Genomic DNA, 24731 nt, shown 5'->3' on the forward strand with positions numbered 1-24731 from the left:
AATGTTACAATGATAAATTGATACCGAAAACAACTTGTTTAAATAATGGGAATGAATCTGATCCTCCATTTTCAGGATCTACATCTTTCAATAAATGACTACGGCTAAATACAAACGGATTGTAAGTAGTTCCATAAAGTCTCATACTACTTAAACCTACTCTTTTAAGAAACTCTTCAGGCATTGAATAACCTAATGTGATATTCTTAATCTTGATATAAGAACCATCAACTAATTCTAAAGCCGATTGAAATTGCGTATTAAAACTTCCGCCTGGTCTTGGGAAATCATTAGTAGGATTATCAGCAGTCCAATAACTGTAAGTTTCAGGCTGCGCTTCTCTGTTCCAATAACCTAGAACCTGAGCACGCATCATATTTCCATATCTACCGTTTACAAATACGGTAAGGTCGAAATTTTTATACTTAAACGTATTTTGAACTCCAAAGAAATAATCAGGAACGGTATTCCCCACAATCATTCTGTCTTTAGTAGAATAAACGTGTACTCCATTATCCGAAACTCCATTAGCATCAAATTGTTCTACTGTTTGTAACTTAATATCTCCTGGTTTTGCTCCATACAAAGCTGCTTCGGCTTCCTGACCTAATTGCCAGATTCCAATTTTTTTATAATCATAAAAAACACCTCCCGAAGCCGGAGTTTCTCCTATAAACAAACCTTCAGAAATTAATTGGCTAACTGTTAAATTTCCTAAGTCAATTTCAGTTAATTTTTCTTTAGCTGTAGTAAAAGTGAATGAAGTATTCCATTTGAAATTTTCCTTGTCGATATTTCTTGTACTTACAGCTATTTCAAATCCTCTGTTTTCAGAAGTAGCTATATTAGACGTTTTCTTATATGGAGTTTTAGCATCAAAACCTCCTGAACTGGTTGGTAAACGACGATCCCATAAAATACCATCTGTTTTTGTCCAATAGTATTCTGCTGCAATATCAATTCGGTTTTTCAAGATAGCAAAATCCAAACCTAAATTGGTATTTGTTGACCTTTCCCAAGTTAAATCAGGATTTGAAATATGCTCTGTAGGTGTATAAAGAGGCAAAACCGTGGTTCCTCCAAGAGATAAGTTACTTACCTTTGTTGCAGTACGTGTTAAACTAGAATACGGATCAATATTAGCTGTTCCTGAAATACCATGTCCTAATCTTAATTTTAAATTATCTAACCATGAGCTGGCATTTCTCATAAAACCTTCTTCGCTAATACGCCAGGCAACAGAAGCTGATGGAAATGACGACCATTTATTACCCACAGCTAACTGAGAAACTCCATCCCAACGATTAGTTAATTGTAAAAGATATTTCCCTTTAAAACTATAATTCATACGTCCGGCAAAAGACATTCTATTAGTCTGACTAAAACTATTGATTCTTGTAGTAAGATTTTTTATTGATCCCATATTATAAAATTGGAAATCATCATAATCCAAACCATTTCCAGCTAATGATGTACCTTCATTTCTACTGTCTGCCCATGAAGAAATTCCCGTAAGTGTAAAATCATGGTCAGTAGCCACCTTAAAATTATAGTTAAGAATATTTTCCCAGATATAACTATATGAAAAACTAGTATCATAACTCGCTTCACTTGCTGTTCTACCTTCTGAAAGTAAATTATAAGAGTTTTTATTTTGAAAAGTACCCGTTCTGCTATTTGAAAACTGAGTTCCTAAATTAGATCTCAACTTTAAGTTTTTAACAAATTCAAACTCAAAATAAGGGTTAAACTGCACATTAAAACTTTTTCCCTCGTTAACAAAAGCTCCCGGATAATTATTTGCCAAAAGACTCACATTATTAGGATCTCCTTCTAAAGGAAAAAGATTAACAACGCCATTTTCATCAAATGGTATTCCTAAAGGATACACGGCATATGCTTTATTAATTCTACTATTAGTCGTATTATTATTACGATAGTTTAAAATTAACTGAAAACCAGTTTTAAATTTATCACTAAATTTTACCTCAAGTCCTCCTCTTGAATTCAAAATTGTAGTTTCATCGTTTTCATAGATTCCTTTCTCACCTACTAATCCCATTGACATATATCCCTGAACTTTTTCAGAACCTCCTCTAATAGAAAGATGGTGATTTTGCTGTGCGCCTACTTTAAGGGTTTCATCAATCCAATCTACCCATTGTCCTTTTTCGATAGCGGCTATACCGGCTGCATTCAATCCTAAATCAGTCAAATTTGTAGCTTGATATCCATTGTCTAAAAAGAAACGGTCTCTTTTATAATTCAGCCATTTCTCACCTGTAAGCGGCTTAGGAAAAGATGAAAATCCGTTTAATCCATAGTAGCTATTCAAATCAATTTGTACTTTTCCTGATTTAGCCTTTTTAGTAGTAATAATAATTACACCATTGGCTCCGGCCGAACCATAAATAGCTGTAGAAGAAGCGTCTTTTAAAACATCGATAGACTCAATATCATTTGCATTCAAATTATTAATGCTCGACGGAATTCCGTCTACAATGTACAATGGACTTTGGCTTGCTGTTAACGATCTGTTCCCTCTTAACAATACCGCTGGCGAAGTTCCTGCTTTTCCTGATCCACGCTGAATATCTAAACCTGATACCCTTCCTTGCAAAGCTTCCATAGGACTTGTTACCGGACTTAAAACAATATCAGTCGATTTTACTGAAGCCACAGCTCCTGTTAAATCTTTTTTCTTTACCGTTCCATATCCCACAACCACTACTTCGTTAAGTGCCTGAGAAGATTCTTTCAGTGTAATTTTAAAATCAGTTCTGTTTTCTATTGGTAATTCTACAGTATCAAATCCTATAAAAGAAACGACTAAAACCTTAGCTGCATCATCTACACGAATACTGAACTTACCGTCTAAATCAGTCGAAGTACTGTTGTTTGTTCCTTTAACAAGTACACTAGCTCCGGGAAGTGAAAGTCCGGCTGCATCTACTACAACTCCGCTAAGTACTTTTTGTTGCTGATCGTCAATTGCAGTGTAATTATCCTCAATATCGTCTTCGTTTTTTGATTTTTGTAAAACTATTTGGTTACTAACAAGCGCATACGAAATATTAAGTGGTTTTAATATTTTAGAAAGTACGGTAGACAAAAGTTCATTATAAGCCTTAACACTAACTTTTTTATCTGAAGCTGTTATCCTCGAATTATATGAAAATTTCACATTAGCCGATTTACTCAGTTCTGTTAAGGCACTACTTAAATCCATATCAGTGATCGATATAGTTACTTTAGTATCCAGTTTTCCTTGTCCGTTTACACTATTTGCAAAAGTAACGGTCGAAAAAATAAGCGCTAATACAAATTGATAAAATGTCATCTTCATGAGTCGGATTAGTAATCGTTGTTTTACTAGGTTTTTTTTCATAATTTTGATTGGTTTTTATTAATACTATTTGAGGGTATTTAAGAAACAATTCAAACCCACTTTGCAGAGTGAGTATGAAAACTTTAGGCGTCGAATATGTTGCAGCATATCGGCGCTTTTTTTATTTTATTGATACATTAATTACATCCTTTAGACAAAATGGTTATTTGATTTCCATTCATGGTATAGCTGGAATTCTCACTAATACTTTTACAAATAATTTTTAGTTTTTCTGGTAAAGGCTGATCGCTTAAAGAGGTAGTTAAATGACAATTCTTTAATTCTTTTTTTGGAAAATCTATTTCTACAGAATAAGCCTGCTCTATGGTTTTAAAAATTTGCGCCACTGGTATATCAGTAAACTCAAAACTAAGCTGCTCAATACTTTGAACCGAATTATTGATAGATTTATCTTTTGTAATATCAGTAATTTTGTCAAAAGTTTGATTTTTACGCTCAAAACGCAACGCCTGATTCGGCAATAAAACCATTTCTTTTTGATTCATTTTTTTCGAATTCACTTCAACCTTGCCGGTTCTTACTAAAACTTCCACGTCAGATTGTTCTGCATAGGCTTTTATTCGAAAACTAGTCCCTACTACTTTAGTTACGATTTCATTAGCATGAACAAAAAATGGTTTTTTTGGATTTTTACTAATTTCGAAAAAAGCTTCACCTGACAAATACACATTTCTTTCGTTCCCTCTAAAAATTTTAGGATAACTCAGCTTACTTTTAGGTTGCAATAAAACTGAACTTCCATCAGACAAAGTGATAATTTGTGGTTTATTTGAATTATTAATTTGTTCTAACAAACCATCGTCATCAGTATTAGCAATGATTTGTTCATAATAAGAATTTCCTTTTTCAACAAAATAATTATTGTAGGTATAAAAAGAAAGTAATCCAATAACTAATACGGCGGCCACTTTTTTAAACCAGCTTGTATTCCATAACTGAATTATTTTTTGTTCCATTTTGCGTTCCTGCTCTACTTTTTCAATTTTCATCCAGGTTTTTTGCAATGCAGCATCTACTTCATCTGGAGACACATTCGATTCTGAAACTTTCATAGCTAACAACCATAAACGGGCTTCTTCAACAAGCTTTGCACGGCTAGGATGCTCAAGAGTCCATTCTTCCCAGCCATCATGATCATTTCCTGACTTCATCCACAATCGGAACGATTCGTCAGCCAAAAAATCTTCTATTTCAATATATTGATTACGTTCTTTCATTTTTCAAAGTGTTTATACTATCATTAAGGACAGCCACTATATTAGATACTCATTAATTACAGCTTTTCTTACTCAAAAAAATTATATCCAGTTAGTCAATAACATTATAAGCAACACAAAACTCCCTTTCCATTCTTTACGAATGTATAATATGGCACGATGTAATAAATTACTAGCCGATTGATAATTGACATTTAATACCCCTGCAACTTCGTCAACGCTCAAACCATGATGGTATCTTAAAAACAAAGCTTCTTTTTGTCTTGCCGGCAAAAAATTGAGCACCTTATTTAAATGTTTTACTTTTCCTTCCGTTAATTCGTCAGAAATTAATTGTTGCTCTACCGAAAAATCAAACAAAAAAGCAATTGCATCTACCGATTTTGATTTATTAAAAACCTTGTCACGCTCCTTCGATCTTACAATTCGTTTGCGTACACAAGACAACAAATAAGCCTTCACCACTACTGTATCGCTAAGACTGTTTCTATACACCCAGATATCAGTAAAAACATCCTGAACACAGTCCTGAGTTTTTTCTGAAAAAGGAGAAAACGAATTTCCATAGCGAATTAAATAACTGTAGTATCTTTTAAAAAGAGTCGAAAATGCTTTTTCATCTCCAGCTTTCATTGCTAACCACAGCTCATTGTCATCAAGAACCACATTATGTAAAATTTGATTTTTCAAATCCAAAAATTATTATTTTTTATTATTTCTTACTAGTAAGAAACATCGTTTTGCTTTTACAAATTTATAAAGAAGAGTTGCTGTTTTCAGGAACAACTCTTCCTTAACCAAACTAACATGACTAACCAAATCACATTTACAAAAAGATCTTTTATTCATAAAGGACAAGGTTTTTATTATATACTCATTAAATTATATATTTTTTTTCATTTCATATAAAAATATACTAATTCAATTTTAATTACCACAAAATAAAGACTATTTCAACCATACTTTTCGCATTCAAAAAAATAAAAAATAAATTTTGTAAACACTTAATTGCTAAAATACTATATTTATGCAAATTTTATATACATGGAAGATATCAGCTGCCCAAAATGCCAGAATAATAAGATCGTAAAAAGCGGAATAATCAACGATAAGCAAAGGTATTTATGTAAAAATTGCAACTACTTTTTTACAGTAAATAAGATTGGAAAAAAAATTGACGATTATTATGTTACCAAAGCTTTGCAACTTTACCTTGAAGGATTGAGTTATAGGGAAATTGAAAGAATTCTAGGTGTATCACATGTAAGTATAAGCAACTGGATAAAATCTTTCAATATAAAAAAGCCAGCTAATACCAATTATCACCCAACATACAAAATACTAAATCACTTAGAGCTAGTTGAATACATTAAGAAAAAAGAAACCATATCAGGTGCAGGAATGATTATTACGGAGCTGGGCGATAAGTTCATGCTTATAAAGTGGGAACGTTTTAAAAAGTAACTATAGTATTAACACATATATATACCTCATTTTTTTATGTAATTTAAAAAACTGAATTTGCTACTCTATTTAACCAAAATTAACCTTAAAATTTTTAAACCATTATGGAACAAATACTAAAAGACACCACTGCCAATCCGGCACCACTAGGACTTTTTGGCTTCGGAATGACCACAATTCTACTGAACATTCACAATGCAGGTTTTTTCGAACTCAATGCAATGATTATGGGAATGGGAATATTCTTTGGAGGAACCCAACAGGTTATTGCCGGAATTATGGAATGGAAAAAAGGAAATGGTTTTGCTATGGCAGCATTTACTTCTTATGGTTTCTTTTGGTTATCCCTTGTTGCTTTGTGGCTACTTCCATTAATAGGAGTTACAAAACCTGATGGTGCTTCAATGGGATCTTATTTAGGAATGTGGGGATTATTTACATTCGCTTTTTTCATAGGAACATTAAACGGTAACACAATTGGTAAACTTATTTTTGGCTCACTAGTAATTCTTTTTGGATTATTATCAGCGGCAAGTTTTACAGGAAGCGAACAAATTCATACCATTGCAGGTTACGAAGGAATTTTATGCGGATTTTTTGCTTTTTATGAAGCAGCTGCCATTGTAATTAATGAAAAACTAGGTAGACAAGTTTTACCTTTATAATAACAACACACAATAGCCTTAGTAATTTAAGGCTATTGTCTTTTTTAGTTCAATGAAAAAAAGACATGAACAAAAATTAATTATTCTTTCAATGCTAATGATTTTAGCATTGAACATTCCGCTTATACTCTTATTTGATAGTTCAGAACCTTTATGCGGTTTACCTATTACCTATATTTATATTTTTTCGGCATGGTTATTTTCAATTGCCATCACCTACTTAATTGTAAAAAGATATTATGAGTAGTTTAGGCTTATTATTAATCTTAACCATTTATGTAGTAATCCTTTTTTACATTGCACATTGGTCCGAAAAAAGAAGCCATTCTAAATGGACTAACAACCCTTATGTTTATTCCTTTTCATTAGCCGTTTATTGCACCGCCTGGACTTATTATGGAAGTGTTGGTTTAGCCGCAAAAACCGGAGTCGATTATTTACCCATTTATCTTGGACCAATAATCATCATTCCTACCTGGATAATCATTCTTAAAAGAATTATTCGAATTTCCAGAATCAACAAAATAACAAGTCTTGCCGATTTTATTTCGTTACGCTACGGAAACAGCCGATCATTGGGAGCCTTAGTTACATTAATCTCTATTTTTGGAATTGTGCCTTATATCGCTTTGCAACTAAAAGCAATTTCAGACACTTTTCACATAGTAACTAAAACCCATGAAAGTTCTAATGTTTTTACTGATAATACTACCTACATTTGTATTGCATTGGCATTATTTGCTTCCTATTACGGTAATAAATATGTAGATGCTTCCGAAAAAAGACGCGGAATTGTAACTGCCATTGCTCTTGAATCTATATTAAAATTAGTGTTCTTTTTAATTATTGGTGTTTACGTAACCTACTTTGTTTATGATGGTTTTGAGGACATTTACAACCAAGCATCTGTCTTAGAAAATTTCGATAAAAAAAATACTATTGGCAATTTATCTAACGGATTGAACTGGTTTTTTCTTTGCCTGATTTCGATGTTTGCCATTTTTATTTTACCAAGACAATTTCACACTGCTATTGTCGAAAACAATCAGGAAAAACATATACGAACAGCCATTTGGTTACTTCCGCTTTACTTATTGCTTTTCAATATTTTTGTTTTCCCAATTGCTTGGGGAGGTAATATCCTTTTTGAAACACAAGGACTCAATTCAGACACTTATTCTTTATTAATTCCGCAGTATTTCAATAATAATTTCCTAACCGTTTTAGTATTTTTAGGAGGATTTTCGGCAGCTATTTCAATGATTATTGTTTCTTCGATTACACTTTCTACAATGTTAAGTAACAACCTTTTAATTCCTTACGGTTTTATTGGTTCATTAGAAAATATTTCCCAGGAAAAGAACACTAAAAGAATCGTTCTTAGCCGAAAAATAGGTATTTTTTCACTCATTATTTTAGGCTACATTATCTACCGTGTTTTCATCTTAGATTATACTTTAGTTTCCATAGGATTGGTTTCCTTTGTTATTATTGCCCAATTAGCTCCTGCTTTTTTTGGCGGACTATTCTGGACCAGAGGTTCTAAAAAAGGAGCGATAACAGGAATTGTTCTGGGATTTTTAGTTTGTTTTTACACTTTATTAATTCCGTACGCACTTGGAACCACAAATTCGCCCAGTACTTTTGTTCAGGAAGGTCCGTGGGGAATTGCGCTCTTAAAACCTTTTCAGCTTTTCGGGCTAGATTATCTGGAACCTATTCCGCAAGCTGTTTTTTGGAGCTTATTTGTTAATTTACTAAGCTATTTAGCGGTTTCAGTAAGTTTTAGCGGAGATTATCGCGAGCGAAATTATGCCGAAATGTTTGTTGACATTGACAAATACATTACTAATCATGAGAATGCTTATGTATGGAAAGGAACAGCAAATATTTCTGATATTCGAAAAATATTAGAGCGTTTTCTAGGAATCGAAAGAACCCAACGCGCGATGACTATTTTCAATTTAAAATACAATATTGATAAAGACACAAATATTGCCGATGCACGTTTTATCAAATTTGCTGAAAATCTATTGACAGGACATATTGGTACGGCTTCCGCCAAAATTGTAATTTCCAGTGTGGCTAAAGAAGACAAAATCAGCCTGCCAGAAGTATTACGTATTCTCGAAGAATCGAAAGAGAATATTATTATTAATAAAAAGCTTGTTGAAAGTTCGAATGAATTAAAAAACATCTCCGAACAACTTCAAATTGCAAACAAAGAACTCATCAACAAAGATATTCAAAAAGATGAATTTCTGGATACCGTAACTCACGAATTAAGAACTCCGATAACAGCAATTAGAGCTGCTACCGAAATTTTATATGACGATGCGAATATCCCTGCCGAAGTACGCCAAAAATTTCTACAAAATATCATTTCTGAATCCGATAGACTGAATCGTTTGATTGATAAAATATTGGATTTAGAGAAATTTGAAACTGGAAAACAAAAGATTTACCTGTCTAAAAACAACCTTTCTAAAACCATTAACAACACTCTTGAATCGCTGCAACAATTAATAGCAAACAAAAACATATACGTTGATTTTAAAGATCATTCCAGAGAAATCAAAGCCTTTTATGATGAAGAACGTATCATTCAGGTGTTGCATAATTTATTTTCGAATGCGATAAAATTCTGCGAAAGCATTGCTGGAAAAATCACTATTAAATTGGTAGAAAACACTGATTTTGTTTCCGTTAGTATTCACAATAATGGAAAAGAAATAAAGCGGGAAGATTTTGAAGCCATCTTCGACAAATTTTACCAATCCAGAAATCAAAATGTAAAAAAACCTATTGGAAGCGGCTTAGGATTAGCCATTTGCAAAAAAATAATTGAACATCATAAAGGAAAAATATGGGTTGAAAGCTCCATTGGTAACGGAACAACCATTATTTTTACATTACCCAATTACAATACTACCGAAAAATGAAGAAAATACTAATTGTAGATGACGAACCTAATATTGTAATGTCACTGGAATATACTTTTAAGAAAAATAATTTTGAAGTATTCATTGCCCGCGACGGACAGGAAGCATTGGATATTTTAAATAATCAATTACCAGACATTATTATCCTTGATGTAATGATGCCTATGGTGGATGGTTACAGCACATTGGAACAAATAAAACAGGAACCAAGATTAGATCATTGCAAAGTGATTTTTCTTTCGGCAAAAAACAAAGAAAAAGACATTGAAAAAGGACTTTCATTAGGTGCTAATTTATACGTAACCAAACCTTTTTCGCTTAAAAAACTCGTTGAACAAGCCCAGGAATTAATAAACTAACAAACTAAATATAAACAAAAACCATGAGTCGTTACAAAATAAGTAATTTCGAAGAATACTTTAAAGAATACAAAAAATCCATAAAAGACCCGAAGAAATTTTGGGATAAAATTGCCTCAGAAAACTTTACCTGGTATCAGGAATGGGACAAAGTCGTCGATTTTAACATGGCGGAAGCCGAAATAAAATGGTTTGTTGATGCCAAAGTAAACATCACCAAAAACTGTATCGATCGTCACCTTGCCAAAAAAGGAGATAAAGTTGCCATAGTTTTTGAACCGAACAATCCTGATGAAGCTTCACAATCGATCACTTACAATGAATTACACCAACGTGTAAGCAAAATGGCTAATGTTTTATTGAGTCAGGGAATTCAAAAAGGAGATCGAGTATGTATTTACCTTCCTATGATTCCTGAATTAGCTATTACTACACTAGCCTGTGCCCGTATTGGAGCGATTCACTCAGTAGTTTTTGCAGGATTTTCAGCATCAGCTGTTGCTGCCCGAATTAACGACAGCGAATGTAAAATGGTCGTTACTTCTGACGGTGGTTACCGCGGTAACAAAACCATCGATTTAAAAGGAATTGTTGATGAAGCCTTAGCAAATTGTCCATCAGTAGAAAAAGTATTAGTTGCTCAAAGAACTAATACTGATGTTCAAATGAAAGAAGGTCGTGACCAATGGTTAGCTCCTCTTGTAGAAAAAGCTTCAGATAATAATACGGCTGAAATTATGGATGCCGAAGATCCATTGTTTATTCTTTACACTTCGGGTTCTACCGGAAAACCTAAAGGAATGGTACACACCACAGCTGGATATATGGTTTATACAGCTTATACATTCCAAAATGTTTTTAACTACGAAGAAAATGATATTTTCTGGTGTACTGCCGACATTGGCTGGATTACCGGACATTCTTATATTCTATACGGTCCATTATTGAACGGAGCTACAACAGTTATTTTCGAAGGTGTTCCTTCTTATCCTGATTTCAGTCGTTTTTGGGAAGTAATTGAAAAACATAAAGTGAACCAATTCTATACAGCACCAACAGCCATCAGAGCTTTGGCCAAAGAAAGCTTAGATTATGTACAAAAATATCCTTTAAGCTCGCTGAAAGTAATTGGTTCAGTAGGAGAACCTATCAACGAAGAAGCCTGGCATTGGTACAATGACCACGTAGGAGGGAAACGTTGTCCGGTTGTAGATACCTGGTGGCAAACAGAAACAGGAGGAATCCTTATCTCGCCAATTCCTTTTATCACACCAACAAAACCTACTTATGCAACACTTCCTCTTCCTGGAATTCAGGCAGTTTTGATGGACGAAAAACGTAATGAAATTGAAGACAACCAAGTAGTGGGAAGTTTGTGCATTAAATTCCCTTGGCCGGGAATTGCCAGAACTATATGGGGCGACCACAAACGCTATAAAGAAACATATTTCTCTACTTTCCCTGGAAAATATTTCAGTGGTGACGGCGCTTTGCGTGACGAAGTTGGTTATTATAGAATCACAGGCCGTGTAGATGATGTAGTAATTGTTTCTGGACACAATTTAGGAACAGCACCTATTGAAGACGCTATCAACGAACATTTGGCTGTAGCCGAAAGTGCCATTGTAGGTTTCCCGCATGACATTAAAGGAAATGCTTTGTACGGATTTGTGATATTAAAAGAAACTGGTGAGAAACGAGACAAAGAAAATTTGGCAAAAGAAATCAATCATCATATTTCGGCTCACATTGGTCCTATTGCTAAACTAGATAAAATTCAGTTTGTATCTGGCTTACCTAAAACCCGTTCAGGAAAAATCATGCGACGAATTCTTCGTAAAATTGCCGAAGGTGATTACTCTAATTTTGGTGACACAACCACATTGTTAAATCCTGAAATTGTAGACGAAATTAAAAACGGTAGAATTTAATTTCTTCATTTTAAAACTTCGTAAAACCAAAAGCTGTTCAATAACTGAGCAGCTTTTTATGTTTACAGAAACAAATTATTCAAATTAAATTCATCACAAAACCGTATATTTTTGCTACATTCGTCAACTAAGGGTATGCTATCAATTAGCTCAAATTTCTCTATTTTATGAGTACTGCGTTAAACACACAAATACAAAGAATAGAACCTCCGTTTTGGTTTTCTGGAATGCACAATCCCCTACTCCAAATTCTTTTTTACGGAACTAATATTGCTCAATGCCAAATTACAATAGAAAACAGCAATGCTATCAATAATGTAAAACGCACCGAAAATCCCAACTTTATTTTTGTAACCATCAATACTCAAAAGATAAGCACAAGCGAAATTGACTTTATATTCAAACGGAAAGACAAATCGACTTTTATCCAAAAATATGAATTAAGGAAACGAAGGAAAGATTCGGCACTTCGTAAAAGTTTTGATTCTTCAGACACTATTTATCTTCTCATGCCTGATCGTTTTGCAAATGGAAACAAAAACAATCAAAACGACCAAAACACTATCGAAAAATACAATCGCGAATTGCCTGGAGGCCGGCACGGCGGCGATATCGAAGGTATTATTCAAAATCTGGATTATTTACAATCTCTCGGCATCACTACCATTTGGAACACGCCGCTTTGTGAAGATAATGAAACTGAATTTTCCTATCACGGTTATGCGCAATCTGATGTTTATCAAATAGATTCTCGTTTTGGAACGAATGAAGATTATGTTCGTTTAGCCAATGAAATTCACAATCGTGACATGAAATTAGTCATGGATTATGTAACTAATCATTGGGGATTAGCTCACTGGATGGTTCATGATGCACCTACAAAAGACTGGATTCATCAATTTGATAATTACACTCAGACCAATCATAAAAGAAGCACTATAAGCGACATTAATGCTTCCAAAATTGATCGAACAGTCTGCCTTCATGGCTGGTTTGTTCCCACGATGCCCGACCTAAATATTAGCAATCCTTTAGTGTTCAATTATCTTTGTCAAAATGCTATTTGGTGGATTGAATATGCTAATTTAGATGGTTTTAGAGTTGATACTTACAATTATTCTGAACCAGAATACATTTCGAAATGGACAAAAGCCATTACCGATGAATATCCAAATTTCAATTTGGTAGGCGAAATAACCATGCGTAATCAGGGATTGCTTTCTTATTGGCAAAAAGACAGTTCGATAGGTAAAATCCAAAATTTCAATTCTCATTTACCCAGTGTGATGGATTTTGCATTATCAGATGCATTGCAAAATGTTTTTAACGAAGATGATGACACCTGGGATCAGGGAATTACCAAAGTTTATGATATTCTTTCGAAAGATTTTTTGTTTCCAAATATTAATAATTTATTGATTTTTGCCGAAAATCATGATACCAAACGTTTCAACCACATATACAATAATGACTTTCGAAAATACAAAATGGCAATGAGTATGCTCGCTACTTTACGTGGCATTCCACAGTTGTATTATGGTTCCGAAATTGGTATGGCAGGCGATCAAAATCTAGGTGATGCCGATATTCGAAAAGATTTCCCCGGCGGTTGGGAAAACGATGAAAATAATGCTTTCCATCCTGAAAGCCGCTCCGAATGTCAAAATGCGTATTTCGATTTTACATCAAAATTATTCCATTGGCGAAAAACAAATGATGCAGTCCATTTTGGAAAAACCACACATTATATTCCTGAAAATAATGTTTATATCTATTTTAGATATAATTCGACAAAAACGGTGATGGTTATCATTAATAATCATCCTGAAAATCAGGAAATCTACACTTACCGATTTAAAGAGAATATTGAAAATTACAAAACAGCAAAAGAAGTTATAACCGATTTAGTTTTTGATTTATCGCAACCCATTTTTATCGAAGGAAAGTCGGCTTTGATTTTAGAATTAGAATAAACCAAAAACTTTGCGAACTTTGCGGTTAAAAAAACTTTATGCTTAAAATAGGTCATCGCGGTGCAAAAGGTTACGAACCTGAAAATACTTTAATTGCTTTCGAAAAGGCAATTGAATTAGGAGCTGACGGCATTGAACTCGATGTTCATTTAAGTACTGACAACGAATTAATCGTGATTCACGACGAAACTGTAGATCGAACCACTAACGGCAAAGGCGAAGTAAATCAATTGTCGTTAAAGGAATTGAAAGCGTTGAAAATTGATAACATACAACAAATCCCAAGTTTAACCGAAGTTCTTGATTTAGTAAACAAGCGTTGTTTTATCAATATTGAACTCAAAGGAATTGGAACCGCTAAGCCTGTAATTGGGCTAATTTCTCATTATATCTCAGAAAAAAACTGGGATTACAACGATTTCATTGTTTCCAGTTTTGATTGGAAAATGCTCGAACAAACACATTCATTAGATTCAAAAATAAAAATTGGTGTTTTAACCGAAGTGTCGATTGATGAAGCTTTGGCTTTCGCCAAAAAGATAAACGCTTTCGCCATTCATCCCGATTATGAATTGTTGTCAAAAGAAAATGTAATTTTGATGCAGCAAAATGGATTCGAAATTTATCCTTGGACTGTAAATTCGGAAAGTGCCATCCAAAAAATAAAATCATTCAACGTAAACGGAATTATCTCCGATTTCCCGGATCGAATTTATTAAACCATTAAGAACATTAAGTTAGTTTAATAAATCACTCCATTTATGACTAAAAAAGAAGTAACTCAATTATTTTACGAAATTATTGGATATGCCACAAAAATACACAAGAAACTAGGACCTGGTCTTTTAGAAAAAATATATGAAGAGTGTTTAAAATATGAGCTAGAAAAGAACGGACATCATGTTAAACAACAAATTAATGTTGCAATCGATTATTATGATTTAGAATTATTAAATCCTCTACGATTGGACTTATTAGTAGATGATGCTGTCATAGTTGAACTAAAAACAGTTGAAAAATTCCACCCAATAGACGAAGCAAAACTATTAACTTACATGAAATTATTAAGCGTACCGCAAGGATTACTTATCAATTTCAACACTACAAACATAACAAAATCCTATAAACCATTGATAAACGAATATTTTTCAAAACTTGCAGACGATTAACCACTTTATAATCTAAAGATAAATACTCAAAAACAATAAAACTTAATTTTCTTAACTCTCTTAATGGTTTAAATAATGAATTCAAATTTTGACATTATAATTGTAGGCGGCGGTGCAGCAGGATTTTTTACAGCCATCAATATCGTAGAAAAAAATCCGAAATTAAAAGTAGTAATTCTGGAACGAGGAAAAGAAGTATTGTCAAAAGTACGCATTTCCGGAGGTGGAAGATGCAACGTAACCCACGCTTGTTTTGAACCTAATGAATTGGTTAAATTTTATCCTCGTGGTGAAAAAGAATTACGCGGACCTTTTCATCAGTTTTGCTCAGGAGACACAATAGAATGGTTTGAAAAGCATGGAGTCGAACTCAAAATTGAAGATGATGGCCGTATGTTTCCTGTGTCTAATTCATCCCAAACCATTATCGATTGTTTCTTAAAAGCTACACAAAAACTTGGAATTACAGTTTTAACGGGGCAAAGCGTGCAATCTATTTTCAAAAAAGAGAATCATTGGAAAGTTGAAACTCAAAGTGAAAATTACCTCGCCGAAAAATTAATAATGGCAACAGGAAGCAATCCTAAAATTTGGGAAATGCTGCAAACCTATGGTCACGCTATTGTAAATCCCGTTCCATCATTATTTACATTCAATATCAAAGATTTTCGAATAAAAGAACTGCCGGGAGTTGCGACACAGGTTTCTGTAAAAGTAAAAGATACCAAATTAACATCGAGCGGACCTTTATTAATCACACATTGGGGAATGAGCGGTCCTGCTATTTTGAAATTATCGGCTTGGGGCGCACGAGTTTTATTCGAAAAAAACTATCAATTTACCATTTTTGTCAATTGGTTAAATGACATCGATACTGAAGATGCTGAGCAACTTTTAAAAAGTTTAAAACAAGAACACGCTAAAAAAACAGTTTCGAAAAAATCTCCGTTTGAAGTCAATAACCGACTTTGGGAAAGTTTAGTTCTGGCTTCAAACATTGCTCCTGAAACCAAATGGGCTGATTTATCTAAAATTCAAATTCAAAATTTAGCTACGCAATTGACTAATGCCACTTTTCAGGTTAATGGAAAAAGTACGTTTAAAGAAGAATTTGTTACCGCTGGCGGAATCGATTTAAAGGAAATCAACTTTAAAACTATGGAAAGTAAACTCCATACAAATCTTTATTTTGCTGGAGAAATAGTCAATATTGATGCCATTACAGGTGGATTCAATTTCCAAAATGCTTGGACAAGCGGATTTATTTTAGCAAATGCGATTTAGCAATAATTAACAAAAAATTACCCTAGAATATAAGAGTATTTCAGGATAAATAGAGTAGCTTTAGCTATAAATACTGAAACTGCTATGAAATTAAAACTACTAATATTATCATTATTTTTCACTCTACAGTTTTCTTATGCTCAAACACATAAGCTGTTAAGAGGAAAAGTGATGTCTGATAATTTCTTACTTGAAAATGTTGATGTAATCAATAAAAACACTCAAATTGGTACAAGAACTAACGAAAAAGGAGAATTTATTCTATCGGCAAGTGTAAATGATAGTATCCTTTTTTATGTAAAAGATTATACTCTAAAAGGAATAAAACTGAGTTTAGAAGATATTAACAATAATAATATCATTATTCGAATTGACAAAACTCCCGTAGAACTTGACGAAGTGGTAATTCATAGAGTTGATATCGATTGGAATTTTGATAAAAAATTAGAACAACAAAAAAGAGAAGAAGCTGAAGTACTTAGAAAATCAAAGGCTTTAAAAGTTCAGGGAGTCAATGATGGTACGATAGAGAACGGAATGGATTTTGCAAAAATTGGAAAAATGCTTTTTGGTGGATTATTTAAAGACAAAAAAGAGAAAATTAAAAATCCTAATGACTTTAAAGAAGTGGCAACTACTAGTTTTGACCAAAAATTCTATATTGAAACCTTGAAACTAAAAAAGGAAGAAATAGAACCTTTTTTAACGTTTTGTAATTTTGATCCTGAATCAAAAAATACAATTTCCGAAAATTCGAATGATCTTGTATTAATGGATTTTTTATATAAAAAAAGTATAGAATTCAAAAAGATAAACGCTACAGAATAATGCTGAAATTCTGAAATCATTTTAAACCTAATTTTGAAAACAATGGATGAAGTAAACGAATACATCAAAGCATTGCCTATTGAAGTTCAGAAAATAGCAAACAAAATAAGAACAATCATCAAAAATGAAGCTCCGGATGTTGTTGAAAGTATTTCTTACGGAATGCCTGCTTACAAAACCTTTGGAAAACCCTTAGTTTATTTTGCTGCTTATAAAAATCACATTGGTTTATACGCAACTCCCTCAGGTCATGAAAAATTTGCTACAATATTAGCAAACTACAAGGAAGGAAAAGGTTCAGTACAATTTCCGCTTGATGTTGCTATTCCTTATGAGTTAATTCAAGAAATAGTTGCATTTAGAGTAAAAGAAAATATTGAAAAATTCAAGAAATGATTACTGATTCAACCACCAAATACTTGCATTTAATACTGCGGCAAAACTTACCCAGGCCAGATAAGGAATAAATAAATATCCTGCAATTTTATTGATTTTGGCAAACTGAATATAGGTTTCATAAATCATCAGCCATAAAACAATAATTTCTAATCCTGCCAACAATGGATTATGTAAACCAAAAAACAAATAGGACCATAATGCATTTAATGCTAATTGGATTATAAAAAAGACCAATGCTTTTTTGACAATTTCTGTATTAAATTGAAGCCTATCCCAAACTAAACCAGCCGCAATTCCCATCATAGCATACAATGTTGTCCAAACAGGTGCAAAAATCCAATTGGGCGGATTAAAACTTGGTTTTTCCAATGTTGGATACCAATCGGTAATTGCTGAACGCGTCACAATTCCGGAGAAATAACCAACAGCCAAACACAAAACAACAGCAACAACTATTTTGATGATCTTATTCATTTTTTCTTTTTTCCAAAAATAATCAAAAACTTTATACTGATTGAACAAATAAAGAAATGTATGAATAAATCAAAAAAAGTATCTTTGCGCAAATTTTATCATTTCATGTTTACAGCAAACGATTTTATTCCGTCACCATATTCAGAATCTATAGAAAAAGGACATTTCGCGTGGAGTGCTCCCAGCAACATCGCCTTAGTGAAATATTGGGGAAAAAAAGACAATCAGATTCCGGCAAATCCTTCGGTGAGTTTTACTTTAAATAACTGTAAAACGATTACCAAATTAGCTTTCGAAAAAAAGACTAACTTAGACAATTTTTCATTCGATTTGTTTTTTGAAGGTAAACCAAAAGAAGATTTCAAGCCAAAAATCCAAAAATTCTTTGAGCGAATCGAAATCTATTTGCCTTTCCTGAAAGATTATCATTTTACGATAGATACTCAAAATACTTTTCCGCATAGTTCCGGAATCGCTTCTTCGGCTTCTGGAATGGCTGCTTTAGCAATGAATTTAATGAGTCTGGAAAAATCCTTAAATCCAGTAATGACTGAAGATTATTTTTATCAAAAAGCATCACTTTTAGCCCGATTAGGTTCTGGAAGTGCCTGCCGAAGTGTAAAAGGTCAGCTTGTAGTTTGGGGAAATCAAGCAAATATTGAGGGAAGTTCAGATTTATTTGGAGTAGAATTTCCATACACAGTTCATGAAAATTTCAAAAATTACCAAGACACCATTTTATTAGTTGATAAAGGCGAAAAACAGGTTTCAAGTACTGTAGGGCATGATTTGATGTACAATCATCCTTATGCAGAAAGACGTTTTACACAGGCGCACGAAAATTTAGATTCGTTAATTACTATTTTTGAAAACGGAGATTTAGAAGCTTTTATCCAGCTTGTAGAAAGCGAAGCATTGACTTTACACGCTATGATGATGACTTCGATGCCATATTACATTTTGATGAAACCAAACACTTTGGAAATTATTAATGCAATTTGGAAATTCAGAAATCAAACTCAAATCCCTGTTTGTTTCACACTAGATGCTGGAGCAAATGTGCATGTTTTATACCCAAATAAAGACAAAGAAAATGTACTTCAATTTATTAAAGACGAATTAGTTGGCTATTGTCAAAATGAGCAGTACATTTGTGACGAAATTGGAAATGGTGCAATGCTATTGTAATTTTTGTATCTTTATAATATTAATATTTTAAGTTATGAATATTCAATTAGAGAAATTAGAATTGATAAAATTATTGGCTGAAACCAATGATGAATCTATTATTACATCCATTAAAAATATCTTTAATTCAGAGAAAAAAGATTGGTGGGATGAATTATCGGAAGAGCAAAAATTTGAAATTGAAGAAGGAGAAAGGCAAATAAAACGAGGAGAATTTATCCTTTTCGAAGATTTCATGAAAAAATACAGATGATGAAAAGAGAGGTTGTCTTTTCAAAAAATGCTGAAAAAAGTTTAATTGAATTATTAGAATATTTAGAATTGAAATGGTCAGTAAAAGTTAGAGATAAATTCATTTCAAAACTATACAAATCGATTTACTTAATTCAAAATGAACCAGAAATTTTTCCTAAATCAACAACAAATACCAAAATTCTAAAATGTGTTGTTACCAAACAAACAACTTTGTTTTACACTTACACAGCTAAAAGAATAAACGTAGTTGCTCTTTTTGACACCAGACAAAACCCAAATAAGTTGAAAGATTTAAAATAAAATTATGAAAGGACCTTTATTTTACTCAAAAATATTACTCTTTGGAGAATATGGAATTATTCGTGATTCTAAAGGATTATCTATCCCTTATAATTTTTATAATGGTGCATTGAAAAAAGAAGAAAATCCTTCGGCAGAAGCGATTGCTTCTAATGCAAGTTTGAAACGTTTTGCTGCTTATTTAGAAACTTTAGAAAACGAACAAACGAATTTAGTTTCTTTTGATTTAAAGTCTTTAAATAAAGATATTGATACCGGAATGTACTTTGATTCCAGTATTCCGCAAGGATATGGTGTAGGAAGCAGTGGTGCTTTAGTAGCGGCTATTTACGACAAATATGCTCAAAATAAAATCACAGTTCTGGAGAATTTAACACGTGAAAAATTATTACAATTAAAAAATATATTTTCACAAATGGAGAGTTTTTTTCATGGAAAAAGCTCAGGTCTAGATCCTTTAAACAGCTATTTAAGTATTCCAATTTTAATTAATTCGAAAGATAATATTGAAGCAACAGGAATTCCAACCCAAAGTTTTGACGGTAAAGGCGCTGTTTTCTTGATTGATTCCGGAATAATTGGTGAAACTGCTCCAATGATTAATATTTTCATGGAAAACTTAAAAGACAAAGGTTTCCGTACCATGTTGAAAAATCAGTTTGTAAAATACACTGATGCCTGTGTCGAAAATTTCCTGGGTGGCGACATGAAATCATTGTTCATGAATACTAAAAAGTTATCACATGTCGTTTTAAATAACTTTAAGCCCATGATTCCTGAACAATTTCATGAAATTTGGCAAAAAGGAATTGAAACCAATGATTATTATTTAAAATTGTGTGGTTCTGGCGGCGGTGGTTATATTTTAGGTTTTACCGAAGATTTAGATCGTGCTAAGACAGCCTTAAAAGATTACAAATTAGAAGTAGTTTACCAATTTTAAAAACACTTAAACAAGTATATAACTATAAGAATTGAAAAATGCTAAACAGAAAAAACAAACTCTTAGTGATGAAAATTATCAGTTTGTTCTCTGTAGTTAGAGGTTATAATATTCCGGTAATAATTTTAGCACAGTACTTATCAGCTATATTTATTCTTGCTCCGGAGATTAGAGCCTTAGATATTATACTTGATTTCAATCTTTTTTTAATTGTTTTTGCTTCCTCTGTAACTATTGCTTCAGGTTACATTATCAATAATTTTTATGATAGTCAAAAAGACCTGATTAATAGACCTAACAAATCCATGCTAGACAGATTAGTAAGTCGAAGCACTAAATTAAAGGTTTACTTTTCATTAAATTTTCTAGTAGTTTTGATTGCCTCTTTTATATCATGGAGAGCTTTTTTGTTTTTTTCAACGTATATTTTCCTGATTTGGTTTTATTCTCATAAGGTAAAAAAGTATCCATTTATAGGAAATCTTATGGCTGCTTTTCTTGCCGTACTTCCTTTCTTTGCTATTTTATTATACTATTACACCAGACTTCCTTTATACGAAATAGAAAATTACAAAAACCAGTTCATGGTAATTTCAGCTCATGCTACTTTTTTATTCCTGTTATTACTCATTAGAGAAATGATTAAGGATTTGGAAAACATTACAGGAGATTTGGCAAACAATTACAGAACCATTCCGATACTTTTTAGCGAAAATGCATCTAAAAAGTTCATCACAGCATTAACCTTAGCCACTATCGTTCCCGTATATATTTTAATCGAAATATACGATGTGGGTTACATGGACATTTACTTTTATGTATGTTTGATAGTGCTGATTTTCTTTTTATTGTATTTATGGAAATCAAATAAAAAAGCCCAGTTTTTACTATTACACAATGTATTAAAGTTTCTTATTGTTGCTGGTGTATTCTGTATTGTACTCATCAATCCGAGTATACTGTGGCATGGAAAAAAAATATTACTTTCTATTTGAAACAAAATTATCTCCAATAGAATCTTATTATTAATGAGTTAGTTCTGTTTTATAATTCGTAATTACTCATTCGCAAACATATAAATACTATCTTTGCAAAAATTATCAATTATTATGAATAATAAGGAAGGCAATAACAAAAGAGGAGGTTCTAGACCTAATAGTTCCAGACCAAGTTCTAACAAGCCAAAACCTGCGATGCCTAAAAGAGCTCAAGGACCTAAAAAAGCAAAAATAAATACTAAAGCCGCTGAAGAAGCTGCTAAAAAAATAGAGAAAAAGCCAAATCAGGCTCCTAAAAGAGCAAAGGCAAAAGACGAAATTCGTTTGAATAAATACATCGCTAATTCAGGTGTTTGTTCTCGTCGTGATGCCGACATTTACATTCAATCTGGGAACGTAAAAGTAAATGGCGTTCCTGTTACTGAAATGGGTTATTTAGTAAAACCAGGAGATGAGGTGAATTTTGATGGAGTAAAATTGACGCCAGAGAAAAAAGTATATATTTTACTAAACAAACCTAAAAACTTTACCACAGCTCTTGACGAAGGTCAGGAATTTAGAAACGTATTAGAATTAGTAAAAGGTTCTACTACTGCTAAAATTGCTGCTGTAGGAAGAATGGATAAAAATACTACCGGCCTTTTATTATTTACAAATGACACTGATTTAATTAGAAAGTTTTCATTGCCCAATCAAAAGTCATCTAAAATATATCAGGTCTCTTTAGACAAAAATTTAAAATTCGAAGATTTAGAGAAAATCAGTAAAGGAGTTGTTCTTGATGGACACCGCGTTTTTGTTGAAGAAGTAAGTTATATTGAAGGAGAAGCAAAAAGCGAAATTGGATTAAAACTAAAAACTTCCAATGTAAAAGTTGTACGTTCTATTTTTGAACATTTTGATTATGATGTTTTACGTATCGACCGAGTAGCTTTTGCAGGTTTAACTAAAAAGAATTTACCAAGAGGAAACTGGAGGTTACTTACTGAACAGGAAATTATTAACTTAAAGAATATCTAATTTTTTTAAAAAAATACTGAAATAATAAAAGCCGCTTCAAAACTAGGATTTGAAGCGGCTTTATTTTTGGTTGGTTAATTTGTTTTTTTTGACTTTACAAACCGTCTCAATTTTTATTGAAACGGTTCCTTTTTAAATATTATAATTAAAATTACCAGTTAAACGGTAAATACCAATTAGCTGGGTTCATTAATTTAGCTTTTACATTGTCTGCTTCAGCATTGCCTTCTTTGCTTAATTTATCATAGATTTTATTAGCTAAGTAAGAAGGATCGTTACGACGTCTTGCAATACGCACTAAATCTTCCCAACGGTTTCCTTCATAAGCTAATTCTAAAGCTGCTTCATTGATAATATTATTCTCTGTAGTAATGACATCATCACCTATTGCTCCAACTGATATTAATCTAGCACGTCCACGAACACCTACACTACGATGCCAAGGTGCTCTATAGTTAGGTGCATCTCCCTGACGGGCATCAAAATCATAAGGAAAACCTAATTTAGTTTGTTGAATATTAGTTACGTCTGTAGGAATTGTACCGTCAGGATTATATATTGTATAAGTTTCCTTAAGTCCTTGGTTTAAAACAGCAAAAGCAACTTTCTGTTGATTGTCTCTATTAGCCGCTTCTGCATAACGCAAATGTAATTTAGCAGCACGGTATAAAAACCAATCACCTTCTCTCTTAAATTGATCTGCTGCAGCCTCAAATTTGTAAATATATTTCATAATTACTGGATCAGTTCCTACCATCTTATAAGTAAACTTAGGTCCGCGCGCATCATAAGGATAACCAAATCTAGAAGTGTTAGAATTCCACCTATCCATTGCACTTTGAGATGGTTTAGCTAAATAATCCCCTGCTGTTTTAGAGAAAATAGCAATAAAAGGATTAGCCGGAGCAAAATCACTATCAAAAGGCAGAGACCAAATCCATTCAGTATTCCACATTATATCTCTATCTCTTGCGAAAATAGATCGCCAACCTTTAGTATTACTATCAACCAGACTGGTAGCATCAGTTTCATAATCTCTTCTGTAACCTACAGCTAAATCGTCGTTATTAACTACATCAGGAATTCTTACACGATAATAATCATAAGAATTTGCTCCGGAAGTAGGAGTGCTCTCCATTACATTTTTATAATGAGAAGCCGCTGATAAATAATTGCCCTTCCAAAGTTGTAAATCACCTAACAAACATTCTTTGTTGATAAAGAATTTCATAGTATCATATCCATCAACTGTAATTCGTAAACTACTTTGAGTATCATATATATCTTTATAAGTCAAAGACTCGGTAAATGTAACCAGTTTATCTAAAAGTTGATCGAATGGTAATCTTGGATATTTTGAAATATTTTTAACATCTTCCAGATTATTAATTGGCTCAGTGATGTAAGGAACACTTCCAAAGTGAATCCCTAATTGTAAATAAACCCACGAACGAAGACAGGCAACATCGGCATAACGTTGATCGTATTGCGATTGTGTAAATCTTTTTTTAGCTAACATCATATCAAAATTAGCCAGAGCATCATTACAATTTTGAATTACTACATAAAAATCCTTTGGACTGATGTATGGATTCGCAATTGAAACGTTGTGATTTGAAAGTTCTTTTAAAGCAGGACTTGAATTTCTTGTTGTAGTCATTAAGTCAGCACGCATTTCGTTAAGAATTACATACTTCTCAGCCAGACCCATAAATTTACCATAAATCCCTACTACGGCAGCATCAGCATCAAAAACATTACGATACATTTGCTCTCCTGATAATTTATCTTCAGGTTCTACATCCAGATAATCCTGACAAGAGCCCAGACTAAATAGTAGTATCACAGCCGAAACCATCGATACAATACTCTTTGTTTTTTTTGTTCTAATAGTTGTTATCATCTCTCTATTT

22 protein-coding genes are annotated in these 24731 nt (G+C 32.7%); 17 read left to right on the forward strand and 5 right to left on the reverse strand.

Going from position 1 to position 24731, the window contains the following annotated elements; genetic code table 11:
* Positions 1–4 precede the first annotated feature (4 nt).
* From FEM21_RS10190 to FEM21_RS10200, 3 genes are all read right to left on the reverse strand, one after another.
* Positions 5–3388, reverse strand: coding sequence for a TonB-dependent receptor (locus tag FEM21_RS10190; protein ID WP_081824677.1), 3384 nt, complete (start codon positions 3386–3388; stop codon positions 5–7).
* A gap of 137 nt (positions 3389–3525) precedes the next feature.
* Positions 3526–4626 (reverse strand): FecR family protein, encoded by a 1101-nt coding sequence (locus FEM21_RS10195; protein ID WP_035660135.1) that lies wholly within the window; start codon positions 4624–4626, stop codon positions 3526–3528.
* An 81-nt stretch (positions 4627–4707) separates the two neighbouring features.
* Complete coding sequence (locus FEM21_RS10200) at positions 4708–5316, reverse strand: RNA polymerase sigma factor (protein ID WP_035660137.1); 609 nt, start codon at positions 5314–5316, stop codon at positions 4708–4710.
* 354 nt (positions 5317–5670) lie between these two features.
* Here FEM21_RS10200 and FEM21_RS10205 point away from each other — a divergent pair, with 354 nt between their 5' ends.
* From FEM21_RS10205 to FEM21_RS10260, 11 genes are all read left to right on the forward strand, one after another.
* Positions 5671–6090, forward strand: coding sequence for an IS1/IS1595 family N-terminal zinc-binding domain-containing protein (locus FEM21_RS10205; protein ID WP_035660139.1), 420 nt, complete (start codon positions 5671–5673; stop codon positions 6088–6090).
* Between the two features lie 104 nt (positions 6091–6194).
* Positions 6195–6755: an acetate uptake transporter gene (locus tag FEM21_RS10210; protein WP_035660141.1), complete on the forward strand. Its 561-nt coding sequence runs from the start codon at positions 6195–6197 to the stop codon at positions 6753–6755.
* Positions 6756–6994: 239 nt separating this feature from the next.
* Positions 6995–9697, forward strand: a complete 2703-nt coding sequence (locus FEM21_RS10220) for an ATP-binding protein (protein WP_035660143.1) — start codon at positions 6995–6997, stop codon at positions 9695–9697.
* Entirely contained in the window at positions 9694–10056 is a 363-nt protein-coding gene (locus FEM21_RS10225; protein ID WP_035660145.1) for a response regulator transcription factor, read from the forward strand. Before FEM21_RS10220 ends, FEM21_RS10225 begins: the two co-directional genes overlap by 4 nt.
* Positions 10057–10079: 23 nt before the next feature.
* On the forward strand, positions 10080–11987 hold the full coding sequence (acs, locus tag FEM21_RS10230; protein WP_035660148.1) for an acetate--CoA ligase: 1908 nt from the start codon (positions 10080–10082) through the stop codon (positions 11985–11987).
* 167 nt (positions 11988–12154) lie between these two features.
* Positions 12155–13960, forward strand: a complete 1806-nt coding sequence (locus tag FEM21_RS10235; RefSeq protein ID WP_035660149.1) for a glycoside hydrolase family 13 protein — start codon at positions 12155–12157, stop codon at positions 13958–13960.
* 38 nt (positions 13961–13998) lie between these two features.
* Positions 13999–14679, forward strand: coding sequence for a glycerophosphodiester phosphodiesterase (locus FEM21_RS10240; protein WP_035660150.1), 681 nt, complete (start codon positions 13999–14001; stop codon positions 14677–14679).
* A gap of 42 nt (positions 14680–14721) precedes the next feature.
* On the forward strand, positions 14722–15129 hold the full coding sequence (locus tag FEM21_RS10245) for a GxxExxY protein (RefSeq protein ID WP_035660152.1): 408 nt from the start codon (positions 14722–14724) through the stop codon (positions 15127–15129).
* 75 nt (positions 15130–15204) lie between these two features.
* A complete protein-coding gene (locus FEM21_RS10250; RefSeq protein WP_035660153.1) occupies positions 15205–16413 on the forward strand; it encodes a BaiN/RdsA family NAD(P)/FAD-dependent oxidoreductase in 1209 nt (402 codons plus the stop codon).
* Positions 16414–16497: 84 nt separating this feature from the next.
* Positions 16498–17241 carry a carboxypeptidase-like regulatory domain-containing protein gene (locus FEM21_RS10255; protein WP_035660154.1) on the forward strand — a complete coding sequence of 248 codons (744 nt, stop codon included), beginning with the start codon at positions 16498–16500 and terminating at the stop codon, positions 17239–17241.
* Positions 17242–17283: 42 nt separating this feature from the next.
* Positions 17284–17637, forward strand: a complete 354-nt coding sequence (locus FEM21_RS10260) for an iron chaperone (protein ID WP_035660156.1) — start codon at positions 17284–17286, stop codon at positions 17635–17637.
* Here the strand turns inward: FEM21_RS10260 and FEM21_RS10265 are convergent, their stop codons facing one another.
* Positions 17638–18114: a TspO/MBR family protein gene (locus FEM21_RS10265; protein ID WP_035660207.1), complete on the reverse strand. Its 477-nt coding sequence runs from the start codon at positions 18112–18114 to the stop codon at positions 17638–17640. It abuts the gene before it with no gap.
* A 105-nt stretch (positions 18115–18219) separates the two neighbouring features.
* On the opposite strand from FEM21_RS10265, the gene FEM21_RS10270 reads away from it, so the two are divergent.
* The 6 genes from FEM21_RS10270 to FEM21_RS10295 all read left to right on the forward strand — a co-directional run bounded on the left by FEM21_RS10270 (position 18220) and on the right by FEM21_RS10295 (position 22818).
* Positions 18220–19302, forward strand: coding sequence for a diphosphomevalonate/mevalonate 3,5-bisphosphate decarboxylase family protein (locus FEM21_RS10270; protein ID WP_035660157.1), 1083 nt, complete (start codon positions 18220–18222; stop codon positions 19300–19302).
* Positions 19303–19336: 34 nt separating this feature from the next.
* Positions 19337–19555 carry a hypothetical protein gene (locus tag FEM21_RS10275; protein ID WP_035660158.1) on the forward strand — a complete coding sequence of 73 codons (219 nt, stop codon included), beginning with the start codon at positions 19337–19339 and terminating at the stop codon, positions 19553–19555.
* Positions 19555–19857 (forward strand): type II toxin-antitoxin system RelE/ParE family toxin, encoded by a 303-nt coding sequence (locus tag FEM21_RS10280; protein WP_035660208.1) that lies wholly within the window; start codon positions 19555–19557, stop codon positions 19855–19857. The genes FEM21_RS10275 and FEM21_RS10280 overlap by 1 nt, the downstream gene beginning before the upstream one ends.
* 4 nt (positions 19858–19861) lie before the next feature.
* Positions 19862–20800, forward strand: coding sequence for a mevalonate kinase family protein (locus FEM21_RS10285; protein ID WP_035660161.1), 939 nt, complete (start codon positions 19862–19864; stop codon positions 20798–20800).
* 38 nt (positions 20801–20838) lie between these two features.
* Complete coding sequence (locus FEM21_RS10290) at positions 20839–21795, forward strand: geranylgeranylglycerol-phosphate geranylgeranyltransferase (RefSeq protein WP_035660163.1); 957 nt, start codon at positions 20839–20841, stop codon at positions 21793–21795.
* A gap of 114 nt (positions 21796–21909) precedes the next feature.
* Positions 21910–22818, forward strand: coding sequence for a pseudouridine synthase (locus FEM21_RS10295; RefSeq protein ID WP_035660165.1), 909 nt, complete (start codon positions 21910–21912; stop codon positions 22816–22818).
* Between the two features lie 151 nt (positions 22819–22969).
* Here FEM21_RS10295 and FEM21_RS10300 read toward each other — a convergent pair whose 3' ends face one another.
* Positions 22970–24721, reverse strand: coding sequence for a RagB/SusD family nutrient uptake outer membrane protein (locus FEM21_RS10300; RefSeq protein WP_051627553.1), 1752 nt, complete (start codon positions 24719–24721; stop codon positions 22970–22972).
* Positions 24722–24731: the final 10 nt, after the last annotated feature.

It is taken from the genome of Flavobacterium seoulense, assembly GCF_000695795.1.
In the GTDB taxonomy this organism is placed as follows: domain Bacteria; phylum Bacteroidota; class Bacteroidia; order Flavobacteriales; family Flavobacteriaceae; genus Flavobacterium; species Flavobacterium seoulense.

Bases quoted from the DNA above. Each gene is read 5' to 3' on its own strand.
- FEM21_RS10285 (WP_035660161.1), top strand. From the start codon at position 19,862: ATGAAAGGACCTTTATTTTACTCAAAAATATTACTCTTTGGAGAATAT.
- FEM21_RS10190 (WP_081824677.1), bottom strand. From the start codon at position 3,388: ATGAAAAAAAACCTAGTAAAACAACGATTACTAATCCGACTCATGAAG.
- FEM21_RS10245 (WP_035660152.1), top strand. From the start codon at position 14,722: ATGACTAAAAAAGAAGTAACTCAATTATTTTACGAAATTATTGGATAT.
- FEM21_RS10240 (WP_035660150.1), top strand. From the start codon at position 13,999: ATGCTTAAAATAGGTCATCGCGGTGCAAAAGGTTACGAACCTGAAAAT.
- acs (WP_035660148.1), top strand. From the start codon at position 10,080: ATGAGTCGTTACAAAATAAGTAATTTCGAAGAATACTTTAAAGAATAC.
- FEM21_RS10265 (WP_035660207.1), bottom strand. From the start codon at position 18,114: ATGAATAAGATCATCAAAATAGTTGTTGCTGTTGTTTTGTGTTTGGCT.
- FEM21_RS10295 (WP_035660165.1), top strand. From the start codon at position 21,910: ATGAATAATAAGGAAGGCAATAACAAAAGAGGAGGTTCTAGACCTAAT.
- FEM21_RS10280 (WP_035660208.1), top strand. From the start codon at position 19,555: ATGAAAAGAGAGGTTGTCTTTTCAAAAAATGCTGAAAAAAGTTTAATT.
- FEM21_RS10270 (WP_035660157.1), top strand. From the start codon at position 18,220: ATGTTTACAGCAAACGATTTTATTCCGTCACCATATTCAGAATCTATA.
- FEM21_RS10250 (WP_035660153.1), top strand. From the start codon at position 15,205: ATGAATTCAAATTTTGACATTATAATTGTAGGCGGCGGTGCAGCAGGA.
- FEM21_RS10255 (WP_035660154.1), top strand. From the start codon at position 16,498: ATGAAATTAAAACTACTAATATTATCATTATTTTTCACTCTACAGTTT.
- FEM21_RS10195 (WP_035660135.1), bottom strand. From the start codon at position 4,626: ATGAAAGAACGTAATCAATATATTGAAATAGAAGATTTTTTGGCTGAC.
- FEM21_RS10260 (WP_035660156.1), top strand. From the start codon at position 17,284: ATGGATGAAGTAAACGAATACATCAAAGCATTGCCTATTGAAGTTCAG.
- FEM21_RS10225 (WP_035660145.1), top strand. From the start codon at position 9,694: ATGAAGAAAATACTAATTGTAGATGACGAACCTAATATTGTAATGTCA.
- FEM21_RS10235 (WP_035660149.1), top strand. From the start codon at position 12,155: ATGAGTACTGCGTTAAACACACAAATACAAAGAATAGAACCTCCGTTT.
- FEM21_RS10275 (WP_035660158.1), top strand. From the start codon at position 19,337: ATGAATATTCAATTAGAGAAATTAGAATTGATAAAATTATTGGCTGAA.
- FEM21_RS10205 (WP_035660139.1), top strand. From the start codon at position 5,671: ATGGAAGATATCAGCTGCCCAAAATGCCAGAATAATAAGATCGTAAAA.
- FEM21_RS10290 (WP_035660163.1), top strand. From the start codon at position 20,839: ATGCTAAACAGAAAAAACAAACTCTTAGTGATGAAAATTATCAGTTTG.
- FEM21_RS10210 (WP_035660141.1), top strand. From the start codon at position 6,195: ATGGAACAAATACTAAAAGACACCACTGCCAATCCGGCACCACTAGGA.
- FEM21_RS10300 (WP_051627553.1), bottom strand. From the start codon at position 24,721: ATGATAACAACTATTAGAACAAAAAAAACAAAGAGTATTGTATCGATG.
- FEM21_RS10220 (WP_035660143.1), top strand. From the start codon at position 6,995: ATGAGTAGTTTAGGCTTATTATTAATCTTAACCATTTATGTAGTAATC.